At 59.3% G+C, this 14,712-nt stretch carries 11 protein-coding genes and 1 pseudogene; 9 read left to right on the forward strand and 3 right to left on the reverse strand.

Translation table 11 applies throughout. The features are described from left to right. Positions 1 to 4: 4 nt before the first annotated feature. The 7 genes and pseudogenes from OPU96_RS18130 to OPU96_RS18160 all read left to right on the forward strand — a co-directional run. Positions 5 to 529 carry a chemotaxis protein CheW gene (locus OPU96_RS18130; protein WP_192301262.1) on the forward strand — a complete coding sequence of 175 codons (525 nt, stop codon included), beginning with the start codon at positions 5 to 7 and terminating at the stop codon, positions 527 to 529. Next, positions 526 to 2,577, forward strand: coding sequence for a methyl-accepting chemotaxis protein (locus tag OPU96_RS18135; RefSeq protein WP_305391679.1), 2,052 nt, complete (start codon positions 526 to 528; stop codon positions 2,575 to 2,577). Before OPU96_RS18130 ends, OPU96_RS18135 begins: the two co-directional genes overlap by 4 nt. A 176-nt stretch (positions 2,578 to 2,753) precedes the next feature. After that, complete coding sequence (locus tag OPU96_RS18140) at positions 2,754 to 8,573, forward strand: hybrid sensor histidine kinase/response regulator (protein ID WP_498559444.1); 5,820 nt, start codon at positions 2,754 to 2,756, stop codon at positions 8,571 to 8,573. Then, entirely contained in the window at positions 8,566 to 9,021 is a 456-nt protein-coding gene (locus OPU96_RS18145) for a chemotaxis protein CheW (protein ID WP_226454547.1), read from the forward strand. The genes OPU96_RS18140 and OPU96_RS18145 overlap by 8 nt, the downstream gene beginning before the upstream one ends. A gap of 138 nt (positions 9,022 to 9,159) precedes the next feature. Continuing rightward, positions 9,160 to 9,543 carry a polymorphic toxin type 44 domain-containing protein gene (locus OPU96_RS18150; RefSeq protein WP_192299950.1) on the forward strand — a complete coding sequence of 128 codons (384 nt, stop codon included), beginning with the start codon at positions 9,160 to 9,162 and terminating at the stop codon, positions 9,541 to 9,543. Next, the gene (locus OPU96_RS18155; protein ID WP_192299949.1) at positions 9,521 to 9,940 is read left to right on the forward strand and encodes a hypothetical protein; all 420 of its coding nucleotides are present in this window, start codon (positions 9,521 to 9,523) and stop codon (positions 9,938 to 9,940) included. The genes OPU96_RS18150 and OPU96_RS18155 overlap by 23 nt, the downstream gene beginning before the upstream one ends. A 74-nt stretch (positions 9,941 to 10,014) precedes the next feature. Then, positions 10,015 to 10,107, forward strand: a pseudogene (locus OPU96_RS18160) (chemotaxis protein CheW); the annotation flags it as partial. 144 nt (positions 10,108 to 10,251) lie between these two features. Here OPU96_RS18160 and OPU96_RS18165 read toward each other — a convergent pair. Next, a complete protein-coding gene (locus OPU96_RS18165; protein WP_498559445.1) occupies positions 10,252 to 10,539 on the reverse strand; it encodes a HigA family addiction module antitoxin in 288 nt (95 codons plus the stop codon). A 435-nt stretch (positions 10,540 to 10,974) separates the two neighbouring features. Between OPU96_RS18165 and OPU96_RS18170 the strand changes: the two genes are divergently transcribed. Both OPU96_RS18170 and trhA read left to right on the forward strand, forming a co-directional pair. Continuing rightward, positions 10,975 to 11,220 (forward strand): DUF6124 family protein, encoded by a 246-nt coding sequence (locus OPU96_RS18170; RefSeq protein WP_498559446.1) that lies wholly within the window; start codon positions 10,975 to 10,977, stop codon positions 11,218 to 11,220. A gap of 129 nt (positions 11,221 to 11,349) precedes the next feature. Next, on the forward strand, positions 11,350 to 11,967 hold the full coding sequence (gene trhA, locus OPU96_RS18175; RefSeq protein ID WP_192299945.1) for a PAQR family membrane homeostasis protein TrhA: 618 nt from the start codon (positions 11,350 to 11,352) through the stop codon (positions 11,965 to 11,967). Between the two features lie 107 nt (positions 11,968 to 12,074). Here the strand turns inward: trhA and OPU96_RS18180 are convergent, their stop codons facing one another. Together OPU96_RS18180 and OPU96_RS18185 are read right to left on the reverse strand one after the other, a co-directional pair. After that, the gene (locus tag OPU96_RS18180) at positions 12,075 to 13,331 is read right to left on the reverse strand and encodes a hypothetical protein (protein ID WP_498559447.1); all 1,257 of its coding nucleotides are present in this window, start codon (positions 13,329 to 13,331) and stop codon (positions 12,075 to 12,077) included. Positions 13,332 to 13,857: 526 nt separating this feature from the next. Further along, positions 13,858 to 14,706, reverse strand: a complete 849-nt coding sequence (locus OPU96_RS18185; protein ID WP_498559448.1) for a multinuclear nonheme iron-dependent oxidase — start codon at positions 14,704 to 14,706, stop codon at positions 13,858 to 13,860. Positions 14,707 to 14,712 lie beyond the last annotated feature (6 nt).

The raw sequence follows: 14,712 nt of genomic DNA on the forward strand, positions 1-14,712 counted from the left end.
GATCATGACCGAGTCGCAAACCGCCTTCGAGCTGTTGCTGGACATCGACCGCCGCTGCCGCCTGCTGGCTGCCGACCTGCCGTCCCAGGAAACCCGGCAGCAGGGTTGGAGCGGCATCGGCTTTCGCGTGGGCGCGCACTGGTTCGTCGCGCCCATGGGCGAAGTCGCCGAAGTCCTGCATGAGCCGCGCTGCACTTTAATGCCCGGGGTCAAGACCTGGGTCAAGGGTGTGGCTAATCTGCGTGGACGCTTGTTGCCGGTGATGGACCTCGGTGGGTTCCTCGGCCAGGCGCTGTCCAAGGCGAGCAAGCAACGGCGCGTACTGGTGGTGGAATACAACGACCTGTTTGTCGGGCTGTTGGTGGACGAGGTGGTGGGCATGCAGCATTTCGCACAAGACGCATTGCGGGTGAACGTCACCCCCGGCGCGCCGTTTATCCAGGGCCAGTTCGACGGCGATCAGCCATGGCAGGTCTTCAGCCCCTTCGCCCTGGCCCAGGCCCCTGGCTTCATGGATGTCGCCGCATGACCACCGCTACCACGCCCAAACCCCAGGCCGCCTCGCACAGCCGCTCACAGATCATCGTGCTGTTTATCGCGCTGATCGTGTTCATCATGCTGCTGTTTGCCAACTTCGCCTACCTCAACACCCAGTCCACCTACGACAAGCAGTACATCGGCCACGCCGGTGAATTGCGCGTGTTGTCCCAGCGCATCGCCAAGAACGCCACCGAAGCCGCCGCCGGTAAAGCCGCCGCGTTCAAGCTGCTCGGCGAGGCGCGCAACGACTTCGCCCAGCGTTGGGGCTACCTGAAAAAAGGCGACCCGCAAACCGGCCTGCCCGCCGCCCCCAGCGCGGTGCGCGCCGAGATGCGTGCGGTGCAGACCGACTGGGAAGCGCTGCTGAAGAACACCGACGCGATCCTCGCCAGCGAACAGACCGTGCTGTCCCTGCACCAGGTGGCCGCGACCCTCGCCGAAACCGTGCCGCAATTGCAGATGGAGTCGGAAAAAGTCGTCGACATCCTGTTGCAACGCGGCGCCCCGGCCAGCCAGGTGGCGCTGGCCCAGCGCCAATCGCTGCTCGCCGAACGCATCCTCGGTGCGGTCAACACCGTGCTCGCCGGCGACGAAACCGCCGTGCAGGCCGCCGATGCGTTTGGCCGTGATGCCAACCGCTTCGGCCAGGTGCTCAACGGCATGCTCCAGGGCAACGCCGGGCTGCGCATCACCCAGGTCGAGGACCGCGACGCCCGTGCGCGGCTGGCGGAGATTGCGGAACTGTTCGAGTTTGTCTCCGGCTCCGTGGATGAAATCCTCGAAACCTCGCCGCAACTGTTCCAGGTGCGTGCGTCGGCGAGCAACATCTTCAACCTCTCGCAAACCCTGCTCGATGAAGCCTCGCACCTGGCCACCGGGTTTGAAAACCTCGCCAGCGGGCGCACCTTCGATACCATCGGCGGCTACGTGCTGGGCTTGCTGGCGCTGGCTTCGATCATCCTGATCGGCCTGGTGATGGTGCGCGAGACCAATCGCCAACTGCACGAAACCGCCGAGAAGAACGAGCGCAACCAGAACGCGATCATGCGCCTGCTCGATGAAATCGAAGACCTCGCCGACGGCGACCTCACCGTGACCGCCTCGGTGACCGAAGACTTCACCGGCACCATCGCCGACTCGATCAACTATTCGGTCGACCAGTTGCGCGACCTGGTCGCCACCATCAACCTCACCGCCGGCCAGGTCGCGGGCGCAGTGCAGGACACCCAGGCTACCGCCATGCACCTGGCCCAGGCCTCGGAGCATCAGGCCCAGCAGATCGCCGAAGCGTCCACCGCGATCAACCAGATGGCCCAGTCCATCGACCAGGTTTCGGCCAACGCCGCCGAATCTTCGGCGGTGGCGGAGCGCTCGGTGGAAATCGCCAACAAAGGCAACGAGGTGGTGCACAACACCATCCACGGCATGGACAACATCCGCGAGCAGATCCAGGACACCGCCAAGCGCATCAAGCGCCTGGGCGAGTCGTCCCAGGAAATTGGCGACATCGTCAGCCTGATCGACGACATCGCCGACCAGACCAACATCCTCGCGCTCAACGCGGCGATCCAGGCGAGCATGGCCGGGGATGCCGGGCGTGGTTTCGCGGTGGTCGCCGATGAAGTGCAACGCCTGGCCGAACGTTCCTCGGCGGCGACGCGGCAGATCGAAACCCTGGTGCGCGCCATTCAGGCCGACACCAACGAAGCCGTGATCTCCATGGAGCAGACCACCACCGAAGTGGTACGCGGCGCGCGGCTGGCGCAAGACGCTGGGGTGGCGCTGGAAGAGATCGAAGGCGTGTCGAAAACCCTGGCGGCGCTGATCCAGAGCATCTCCAATGCGGCGCAGCAACAGACGTCTTCGGCGGGGCAGATTTCGCTGACCATGAACGTGATCCAGCAGATCACCAGCCAGACGTCTTCGGGCTCGACCGCGACCGCCGAGAGCATCGGCAATTTGGCGAAAATGGCCAGCCAGTTGCGCAGGTCGGTGTCGGGGTTCACCCTCCCGCCCGCCAAGCAGGTGGATGATTGAAATACCATCCCAATGTGAATGCGGGCTTGTGTGGGAGCGGGCTTGCTCGCGAATGCGGTAATACAGATGCCGGCTGACCCACCGCATTCGCGAGCAAGCCCGCTCCCACAGTTGATCTCCTCTGGTCTGGAGAGCGATGCACTACCAGCAACCCACGAATTCTAAGCGGAGCAGTTATGGTTGATCGGCACGACTACGTGGCCCTCGAATGGGTCAAGGGCGACATTGCCGAAACCCTGAAACAGGCCCGTTCGGCGCTGGATGCGTTTGTCGAAACCAACGACAGCGCCGTCATCGACCAGTGCCTGGCCGGTATCCACCAGGTGCATGGCGCGCTGCAAATGGTCGAGTTCTACGGCGCGGCGCTGCTGGCCGAAGAGATCGAGCACCTGGCCTTGGCCTTCCAGGCCGGCCAGGTCAGCCAGCGCGACGAAAGCGTGCGCCTGCTGCAACAAGCCCTCGGCCAACTGCCGCTGTACCTTGACCGCGTGCACAGCGCCCGCCGCGACCTGCCGTTGGTGGTGTTGCCGTTGCTCAACGACCTGCGCAGTGCGCGGGGTGAAAGCCTGCTGTCGGAAACCAGCCTGTTCAGCCCGCAACTGCTCTCGATTGCGCCGCTGCCCGACGACGTGCTGGCCCAACGTGCGCCTCCCGACCTGCAAGAACAACTGCGCCAGTGGCACCAACTGCTGCAACAAGCCCTTGCCGGGCTGCTGCGTGAAGACCACGGGCCCAGCAACCTGGAAGACATGGCACGGGTTTTCGCCCGCCTCGAAACGCTGTGCCAGGGCGCGCCGTTGTTGCCGCTGTGGCAAGTCACCTCGGCGCTGGTCGAAGGCATGCTCACCGGCGTGATCGCCAACAGCCCGGCACTGCGCAGCCTGCTCAAGGCCAGTGACAAGCAACTCAAGCGCCTGTTGGCCCAGGGCATCGGCGGGATCAACCAGCCGGCGCCGGATGACCTGCTCAAGAGCCTGCTGTTCTACGTGGCCAAGGTCACCCGACCGACACCGCGCATGCAAAGCCTGAAGGAACGTTACGGTCTCGACGAAGCCTTGCCCGACAGTGCCGTGGTAGACGCCGAACGCGCACGGCTGGCCGGGCCGGATCGCAACGCCATGGGCTCGGTGCTCGGCGCCTTGTGCGAAGAGCTGGTGCGGGTCAAGGAGCGCCTCGACCTGTTCGTGCGCAGCGACCGCCAGCACACCAGCGACCTCGATGCGCTACTCGCACCACTGCGGCAGATCGCCGATACCCTGGCAGTGCTGGGCTTTGGCCAGCCGCGCAAAGTGATCATCGACCAACTCGCCGTGGTGCTGAGCCTGGCCCAGGGCCAGCGCGAACCCAACGACGCCGTGTTGATGGACGTCGCCGGTGCCTTGCTCTACGTCGAAGCCACGTTGGCGGGAATGGTCGGCACGGTCGAGCCGGAAAGCCGCGAGGAAAGCCGCCTGCCCACCACCGACCTGACCCAGATCCACCAGTTGGTGATCCGCGAGTCCTGCCAGTGCCTGCGCCAGGCCAAGGAACTAGTGATCGATTGCGTCGAAGCCGACTGGGACAGCCAGCGCCTGGAGTCTTTGCCGGAACTGCTCAGCCAGGTGCGCGGCGCGCTGGCGATGATCCCGCTGCCACGGGCGGCGAGCCTGATGCGCGGTTGCACCCATTACGTCGACGAACAGTTGATGGTCAACGAGGTGCCGCCGTCCGAAACCGAGCTGGGGCATTTTGCCGATGTGATCAGCAGCCTGGAGTACTACCTCGAACGCATGCTCCAGGACCCCGACGCCGATGGCGAACGGGTCCTGGAAACTGCCACCCAGGGCCTGGCGGCGCTGGGTTACCTGCCGGCGGAGAAACCCTGGCGCCAGGCGCTGGCGGCACCGGACGGCGCGTTGACGGTGGACGCCACGCCGAGCCAGTCGCAGTTCGATGCCCTGGCCAACCCCACGTCGCGGCTCAACCCGCCGGCCCTGCAACGCCCCGGCAGCCTGCTGCCGCCACCGGCCGACGAAGAACCGATCGACGATGAACTGCGCGAAGTGTTCCTCGAAGAAACCGATGAAGTCCTCGACGTGCTGCACCGCCACCTGTCCAACGGCGCCGACAAGGCGGCTTTGGGCGAAATGCGCCGCGCCTTCCACACGCTCAAGGGCAGCGGGCGCATGGTGCGTGCGCTGGTATTGGCGGAGCTGGCCTGGGCCGTGGAAAACCTGCTCAACCGTGTGCTGGAACGCAGCGTGGCGCTGGGGCCCGACGTGCAACAGGTGCTGGACGACGCCGTCGCCCTGCTGCCGGAATTGATCGCCGACTTCGCGACTGACGACCAGCACCAACGCGATGAAGTCGACGCCCTGGCCGCCCGCGCTCACGCCCTGGCCAGCGGCGCGCCGGCACCTGCCGCCGAACCCCACGACCCGATGCTGCTGGAGATCTTCCGCAACGAGGTCCAAAGCCACCTGGAAAGCCTCAACCACTTCCTGCACCAGGCCGCCGAGCATGTGCCGCTGCAAGTCAGCGATGAACTGCAACGCGCCCTGCATACCCTCAAGGGCAGCGCCTATATGGCCGGCGTGTTGCCCATCGCCGAACTGGCGCGCCCGCTGGATCACCTGACCCGCGAGTACAAGGCCCATCGCCTGCCGCTGGACCTGGATGAGGTGGAGTTGCTGCTGGAAGCCGAGGGCCTGTTCCAGCGCGGCTTGCGCCACCTGGACCGCGACCCGCTGGCACCGATCAAAGGCGCGCCGGACCTGATCAAGCGCATCCAGGCCCTGCTCGATCATCAGTTGGCCGCGCTGCTCGATGCGCCGAACACCGGCCTGCGCATCAAGCGCGACCCACAATTGATCGCCAACTTCCTGGCCCAGGGCATGGACATCCTGCTCGATGCCGAAACCCTGCTGCGCCGCTGGCAACAGCACCCCGGCGAACGCCAGGAACTCACTGCGCTGCTTGACGAGCTGACCACGCTGGGGGAGGGCGCGCACATCGCCGACCTGCACGCCATTGACGAACTCTGCGAAGCGCTGCTTGATCTGTACGGCGCCGTGGAAGAGAGCAGCCTGGCGGTCAGCGAGCGCTTCTTCCATGAAGCCGAACTGGCCCATGACGCGCTGATCAACATGCTCGACCAACTGGCCGCCGGCCAGGAAATCAGCCCGGTGCCCACCCGCCTGCAAGCCCTGCGCGAACTGCTGGACGAAGCCCTCGACCCGTCCGCCACTGGCCTGGTCAAGAGCCACGGCAGCCACGCGCTGAGCATCGCCGAACTGGGCGCCGCCACGGCGAAACTGGAACACGAGACGGCAGTGGACGACGAGATCGTCGAGATATTCCTCGAAGAAGCCGTGGACATCCTCGACAGCGCCGGGCAGTCCCTCAAGCGCTGGCTGCTGGAGCCCGAGAGCAGCGCACCGTTGTCGTCACTGCAACGTGACCTGCACACCCTCAAGGGCGGTGCGCGCATGGCCGAAATCGGCCCGGTGGCCGAGCTGGCCCATGAGTTGGAAGGCCTCTACGAAGGCTTGGTAGACCGCCGCTACAGTTACTCCGCCGAGTTGGCCCAGGTGCTGATGGCCAGCCATGAACGGCTGGCCTTGCAACTGGAAGAACTGCAACACCAACAGCCCCTGAGCGACAGCGCCGAACTGGTGGCCAAGGTGCGTGCCTTGCGCCAAAGCGCGCCGCCGCCCACCGCGCCCCAGGCGCTGGAAAGCCCCGGCGCCGACCCTGAGTTGCTGGATATTTTCCTCGAAGAAGCCGCCGATATTCTCGACAGTTCCGGCAGTGCCTTGCTGCGCTGGCAGGCCGAGCCGGGCAACCGCCAGGAAGTCGAAACCCTGCTGCGCGACCTGCATACCCTCAAGGGCGGGGCGCGCATGGTCGAGATCGGCCCGATTGGCGATTTGGCCCACGAGCTGGAGTTTCTTTACGAAGGCTTGTCGGCCGGTTTGCTCGCGCCGTCGGCGGAACTGTTCGCGCTGCTGCAAGGTTGTCACGACCGTTTGGCGCAGATGATCGATGCGGTCGCGGACGGCTTGCCGGTGGGCTCGGTGGACAAACTCATCGAACGCATCAAAAGCCTGGTGCACCCGAGCAACGAGCCGGTGCTGCCGGTGGCGTTGCCGGCAGGCAAGGCCGAGACGGTGGTTGATCCCGCTGCCGACATGGTGAAGATTTCCGCCGACTTGCTGGATGACCTGGTCAACCTGGCCGGTGAAACCTCGATCTTCCGTGGGCGTATCGAGCAGCAGGTCAATGATGCGCGCATTGCCCTGAGCGAGGTGGAAACCACCATCGAGCGCATGCGCGACCAACTGCGGCGCCTCGACACCGAAACCCAGGGCCGTATCCTCAGCCGCCAGCAGGCCGAGGCCGAGCGCCTGGGTTATGAAGAGTTCGATCCGCTGGAAATGGACCGCCATTCGCAGTTGCAGCAACTGTCCCGCGCCTTGTCTGAATCGGCCTCCGACCTGCTCGACCTCAAGGACACCCTCGAGCGGCGCAACAGCGATGCCCACGACCTGTTGCAGCAACAGGCGCGCATCAACACCGAGTTGCAAGAAGGCCTGATGCGCACGCGCATGGTGCCGTTCGAGCGCATGTTGCCGCGGCTCAAGCGCATCGTGCGCCAGGTGGCGGGCGAGCTGGGCAAGGACGTCGAATTCATCGTCGGCAACGCCGAAGGCGAGATGGATCGCAACGTGCTGGAACGCATGGCGGCGCCGCTGGAACACATGCTGCGCAACGCCGTCGACCACGGCCTGGAGTCCCGTGATGCGCGCCTGCTGGCGGGTAAGCCGGAGAAGGGTTGCATTACCCTGGACCTGACCCACGAAGGCGGTGACATCGTTTTCGACATGCGCGACGACGGCGCCGGTGTGCCGCTCGAAGCGGTGCGGCGCAAGGCGATCAAGCGTGGCCTGCTCGACCCCAACCAGGAGATCAGCGACCGCGACGTGTTGCAGTTCATCCTGCAACCGGGTTTTTCCACGGCGGAAAAGATCACCCAGATTTCCGGGCGCGGCGTGGGCATGGACGTGGTGCATGAAGAAGTGCGCCAGCTCGGTGGCTCGATGTTTATTGAGTCGACGCCGGGTGTCGGCGTGCACTTTCGCATTCGCCTGCCGTTTACCGTGTCGGTCAACCGGGCGCTGATGGTGCAGTGTGCGGACGATCAATACGCGATCCCGCTCAACACCATCGAGGGCCTGGTGCGGGTGCTGCCCCACGAGCTGGCCGGGCACTATCAGCAAGATCCGCCGCGTTATGAATACGCCGGCCAGCGCTACGAACTGTTTTACCTGGGCGACCTGCTGCACACCGTCAGCCGTCCCAAGCTGCTTGGCCAATACCAGCCGGTGCCGGTGCTGTTGGTGCAATGCAATGAACGGCGGGTGGCGGTGCATGTGGATGCCATGGCCGGCACGCGGGAGATTGTGGTCAAGGGCCTGGGCCCGCAGTTTGCCGGGGTACAGGGCTTGTCCGGCGCGACCATCCTCGGCGATGGCCGCGTGGTGCTGATCATCGACTTGCTCGCGCATATCCGTGCCCGCCAACCGGCCTTGCCGGCGCAGGCAGTGGACGCGCCGCTGGTGCTCAACGACCCGCTGAAAAAACGCCCGCTGCTGGTGCTGGTGGTGGACGATTCGGTCACCGTACGCAAAGTCACCAGCCGCCTGCTGGAGCGCAATGGCATGAACGTCCTGACCGCCAAAGACGGCATCGACGCCATCGCCGTGCTTGAAGAACACACCCCGGACCTGATGCTGCTCGACATCGAAATGCCGCGCATGGACGGCTTCGAAGTGGCGATCCAGGTGCGCAACGACCCGCGCCTGATGCGCCTGCCGATCATCATGATCACCTCGCGCACCGGCCAGAAACACCGCGACCGCGCCATGGCCATCGGCGTCAACGACTACCTCGGCAAGCCGTACCAAGAGTCGGTGCTGCTGGAAAGCATCGCCTACTGGAGCAAGTCCCATGCTTGACCACCGCACCAGCCAACTCACCGGCCTGTTGTTGCCCCTGGCCGACCGCCACCTGGTGCTGCCCAACGTCGCCATCGCCGAGCTGATCGACTTCCAGCGCGGCGAACCGGCCAGCGATGCGCCACCGTGGTATCTGCGCCAAGTGACCTGGCGTGATCAACAACTGCCGCTGATCAGCTTTGAAGCCGCGTGCGGCGAAGCGGTCGTGACCGCCGAGCGCTCGCGGATCGTGGTGCTGAACGCCCTGGGTGGGCGGCCGACGTTGAAGTTCATTGCGCTGGTGATCCAGGGGATTCCGCGTTCGTACAAGCTCGATAGCCAGTTGAGTTATGTGGACGTGCCGCTGTGCCCGCTGGAGCTGGCGGCGGTGCAGGTGGGCGAGCATGTGGCGAAGGTGCCGGATTTGCTGGGGCTGGAAGCCTTGCTGGTGGAATCAGGCTTGGCCTGAGCCCCTCCCACGTTTGGTCTTCTGTGTAGGTCCAGTTATCAAACACTGTCTGAAATGTCTGTAAGTTGGTTTGCTGAGTTTTTGCCGATTTTTGAGTGCTAGTTTTCAGCACTCATCCCCATCCGCAAGGACTCGCAAATGGCTGTCCCTCCTACGCCTCCGGGCGTTTCGCTGCAAGACAATATCGCCTTGGCCAATAACCGACGGTTGCATCTGAAACCGGGTTCGGCGTTTACCTATTCGTGGTTTTACTCACAGGTCCGAGGGCGTGGCCCCTGGGATTACAAACAGAAAAGTCGGGAATACGAGGCATTCGGCAACTTCAACTATGGCGTCACCGGAACGGTGCTGGGCATTCCTGAAGGTGTCTTGCTAAGGGCCGCAGGCGCCGCGCAAAAGGCAGCTGGCACCTCCCGAGCGGAATTTGGCGATTGGTGGGGCGATGCGCCATACGGCGATGACCATAGTGATCAGTATTGGATCAAGGAGGGTATCGAATATGCCAGGTCCCAAGGCTACTAATCGGCTGGTACAGGGCCTGCTCAATGGGCTGCTAGTGGTGTGTCTCGGCTACCTGGGGGTTGGCTGGTTGATGAGCCCTGGCACACCGGAATTGGATCAAGTGGTGTTCAAGTATGCGTTGGATAACGGTAGGTCGATCTATGGGGTTCGGGACGGGCAGGGTGGGGCGACCGTGGGTTTTTCCTACAGGTACTATGTGCATAAGGACTTGGGCAGTGATCAGGAGATATTGGCAGCGCTGGTTTCTGCCCATCCTTTTATGAAAACCAAAGAGCCTGACGTCCAAGTGAACCGGGTGGACGGAGTTATCCACCTGATTGTTCATGGAGAAGTCCACGAGTACCGAAGCTATCCGCTTGAAGGTTTGGGAGCGGTGAAAATAGACATGCAGTTGTAACTGCGGCCAGACCTGCCCGAGCAACAGCCTCAAACAATGCATGAATCTGCCTGCCGAACTCTATTGTGGCGAGGGAGCTGGCGGCGGTGCAGGTGGGGAAGCATGTGGCGAAGGTGCCGGATTTTCTGGGGTTGGAAGCGTTGTTGGTGGAGTCCGGATTGGCCTGATTTCAAGCCCTGTGAAGATCGAATGTGGGAGCTGGTTTGCCTGCGATAGCGGTGTGTCAGATGTTGATGCTGTGACTGACACACCGCTATCGCAGGCAAGCCAGCTCCCACAGTGGATCTTCTGTGCCTTGAGCGCTGTGCCCGTTACTCAATCCGCGCAAACCGCTCAATCACCGGCTGTTCCCGATGCTCGGCCTGCCACAAATCATAGGCACTCTGCATCGACAGCCACAGCTGCCCAGTGCTCACGCCTGCCCGTTCCAGCCGCACCGCCAAATCCGGGCTTACCGGCGCACGCCCGTGCAAAATCCTTGAAAACGTCTCACGAGCAAACCCCAGACGCCCGGCCATTTCGGTGATGGTGATGCCTAGGGCAGGGATCACGTCTTCAAGCAGGATTTCGCCTGGGTGAGGGGGAGGGTGTATGGGCATTCTGGATCCTTTTTATGGCGCTGGGCATTCGGCTAAAAAGGCTAGAAGGGTCAGTTCCGAGCAACAACCCTAAAACGTTGTATGAAACTTCTTGTTTGTCGACGTTGGGCGATGCCTCGGATTTTTCCTGCAAGATTTTGGGCCAGGCGTGAACTTGTCGCGTGCAGCCAGCGCGCCTAGTCTTCGTCCCGTCATCGCAAAAAACGGTGACACGGACGTGCAAGTCCGGTTTCATGTCGGCGCACCAACGCCCATAGCCTTTCAACGGGCGTTTTTCATGCCTGCTGTATTTGTTATGGCGGCTGTGCGTGGGAGATCCCTCGGGGTCTGCCGGGGTCCGATATGCCCGGTCTTGCACACCTGCGCACGGCTGCCACCTTTATTCGCGTGCAAGCGGAAGAGGGCAGTCTCCATCACATATCGGAGCTGTAAATCATGATCAAACCCACCCCCAATCCCCCCAGGCACCTCTTCACCGTCAACCCTCACCAAGACACCGAAGCGCTGCTGGTCAACGCCAGCGAAACCTTGTCGTCCCTCAGCGCCATGACCTGCAACCTGGCCTTCGACCTGGACACCTCCCAGCGCGCAATCATGCTCGGGATCCAGCAAATGGCAGAGTTTGGGCAGTTGTTGGTGGATCGAGCACTGGAACAGATTTCCCCTTCCTCTGCGGCTTAACACTTGAGCGTTCCCAAAAAGGGACTCATCGGTCCCTTTTTGGGACTCTTTGGCTAGCCCCTTGCACTCTCCCCCACAACGCTGGACCCTAGCCCCTCATTGCTAACGGGAATCGGAGGTCAGTGGCGCATGTATCACGGTGAACGATTCAACGCCTGGAGCCACCTGCTCGGCGCGGTGGCGGCTTTTGCGGGGGCGGTGTGGATGTTGGTGGTGGCGAGCCTGGATGGCAGCCCCTGGAAGATCGTCAGCGTGGCGATCTATGGCGTCACGCTGCTGGTGTTGTACAGCGCGTCGACCGTGTACCACAGCGTGCGCGGGCGACGTAAGGAGATCATGCAGAAGGTCGATCACTTTTCGATCTACCTGTTGATCGCCGGCAGCTACACGCCGTTTTGCCTGGTGTCGTTAAGGGGGCCGTGGGGCTGGACGCTGTTCGGCATCGTGTGGGGGTTGGCGGTGATCGGCATCCTGCAAGAGATCAAGCCCCGTTCCGAGGCGCGGATCTTGTCGATCGTGATCTATGCGGTGATGGGCTGGATCGTGCTGGTGGCAGTCAAGCCGCTGATCGCTGCGCTGGGCACGGCGGGTTTCACCTGGCTGGCGGCGGGCGGGGTGTTGTACACCGTCGGCATCATCTTCTTTGCCCTGGAGGACCGCCTGCGGCATTCCCATGGGATCTGGCATTTGTTTGTGATTGGCGGGAGTTTGCTGCACTTTGTGGCGATCATGCGCTACGTACTCTGACGGCCGACTCGATCAAAAATGTGGGAGGGTGCTTGTCGCACCGTCCCACCCCGATGGCGGTGGGCCAGTGACAAATAGGTTGGCTGACGCTGGTTTACATTGAAAATTTACTTTTCTTTCAGCTGTTTGTAAGTAGTAGAAAAGCAGTAAGCTCCCATGAGCATTATTAAACCATAGCTTAGCCCATTCATTATTTTCTCTGGAGAAAAGAAAAGGCTGCTTACCATAACTGTAAATATAACCGCAATTGTCGTTATGAGTTCGGTGATTAGAAAGAAAGAGAATATTTCCTGTCTGCATGCACGATCTAGAACTTCATTTGATGTGACTCTGGTCATTATGATTCCAATCCCAGCCCCAAAAAAACAGAAGGCGGAAAGAATCAGGAAGTATGAAGTGTTTGTGTTGTCAATGGCCGTTGGCAGGGATATGGCAACGGTTATGAAAAAACAAAAAAATGAAAATGTTGAGCCGGATTTTTTCAGTGTGGGCTGGGATAGTCCGACGACTCCGAGAACCGTAGACGCCAAAAAAACTACAAAGGCTGTTAGTGAGCTTCCTAGCCAAGATAAACCTTCAGGTATGTCTGTCGAGGGTTTGTGTCGATATAATAAGCCAATTGCGTACATGAGGATCAACATCTCAAAAGTATTGCCTGCTACGTATCCCAAAAACTGGCTTGGGTATTTAGAGATGACTGCAAAGTGCTGAATATAATAAAGGCGAGTTCGGTGCTTTGAGCTGTTCTTTTTAGTGAGGACTGGCTTGAGGTCATGGTAGGAGACGTAAGTCTGAATGACTCGGCATAGTAATATTGGCAACATCGTCACTAGCATGGCGTACAGGTAGTATCCGCTACTCATCATGAGTGATGCTATCAGTAATAAAGTTAATGGAGTCCCTATGCGTATGTGCAGGTATTTTTTAAAAGCACCCACGTAATCTGCGCTATGTCCAGTAAGGTGCAGGTGGAGGTCGTTGTAGGCCGGCCTGAAAGATGATCGCAGGCAGCCAGTGCCTATTGAGTCGAAGGTGAATGAAATAAGTATCAAACACCAACTAACATGCCAGTAGTCGAGTAGTGCTAAATAAAATCCGGTGGTTAAAAAAATAGCGCATGCAAACTTGAATATGAAACCGTAAATTGTTGTGTATGCCGTGCCAAAACGGTTTGCAAACGAATGCCCAACGTAAAACTCAATAACCAGGGAAATTAGCAGCTGTGTAATGAGCGAGAACTCTAAGGAAAAACTCCCAAGCTTAGGGTTGGTTGCTATCAGAGCCAGTTCTAGTATCGTTACACCCATCGCGATGCCACCATATAGTGCGTCTGAGCGGGAGACAATATTGGTGGCGCTTTTCATAGGCTGACCCTGAAAGTTTTGCCGGGTTCAAGTACTAGATTTTTATAAAAGATCGACGGGGCATGAGCTCTACCATAAAACATTAGTGTCGTGTAAATGGAGTCCAAGTCGAAAGGAACTAAAGTGCGAGAACGTCCTGCGGGCGGGGTAGAGACATATTTGTATTGTGTGTCTCTCCTATTTCGAAAATCTTCGTAAAGCAGTAGTTCGTAATGGATAGGGGGGGATTGAGTTTTTATCTTCTGTAGAAAAATTTCACACGCCGCGGCGTTTAAATTTTTGTAAATTTTCGAGGTTTTATCAAAGCGATCGAATACGGCGATTAAAACTTCCTCTCCGTGAATTGATTCTAGATACCTGATCGTATAGGGCCATCTTCTACTGATGTGCCTAGAGATGTCTAAATACCTTCTGATGCTTTCAAACGAGAAGTGTTTTTCTTCCGAGGATGTTGGAGTTGATAGCAAGTTATTAGATTCATATATTTTTGAGAAAAATATAGTTGTTGAGATGTAGCAGGATTTCTTCATTTTTTATTCGCTTCTATGAGCGCCTTTTTTATGAGAAGTATGTTGCTGTTTTCAACGTCTAGCGATGCTCCCTCCATTTCCAACAAAATGTTGTGCGTTTTTAGGCTTTTTATTACCGCGCTTTTAAATGTTTCGGTTAGTTCGTTGTTGAAGTGGTCTGAATGTTGGTCAAGCCAGACGGGAATACCATTCCATAGCCAAGACTTCACTCCTGAGATGTGTAGCGTCTTAATTAGATTCCAGATTTCGTGGGCAGCGCAGGGCAAATCGAACGCTAGACCTTTAGTTTTACAGTAGCCAAGATAGTGCCCAATATCAAACGCCATCATGCATTCAGAGCGCCTGCACAGCTCTAGGTAAAACTCCCAAAATTCTATGTTTCCAAATTCGCTATAGATTGGTGGGTTTTCCAAGACTACAGGTATTTCAAAGTAGTCATTTATGAATCTGGCATTGTCAGCAGTGGTTTTTAATGTTTCTTTATTCATAGGCGGATTGGTTTGGTGAGCGCCCAAAAATAGATTGCCATTCCTCCAAATCCCGATGTCTTCCTCGATATAAATTATAGGAAGTGTGGCTAGCGCCTCCTTCAGGTTTTTTAAGTCTGCCAAGTCAGTAACCCCTGAGAAATTGATGTCTACGGGGTGTGCGGACATCGTAAAGTCTGCAGATAGGCATATATCAGTTAATGAGCTTTCTATTTTATCCCAAGGGCGTATACCCAAACTAAAGTGGCGAATCGGTGTTTGATTATATATATGGTTGTTGTCAGTGCGATACTGAACGAATTGTTTTAGTTTCTCTACGTCGCCGCTAATGCCTATGCGAATTGAGCGGTTGTCCATAAATCA

The organism is Pseudomonas sp. RP-B7 (genome assembly GCF_059803535.1).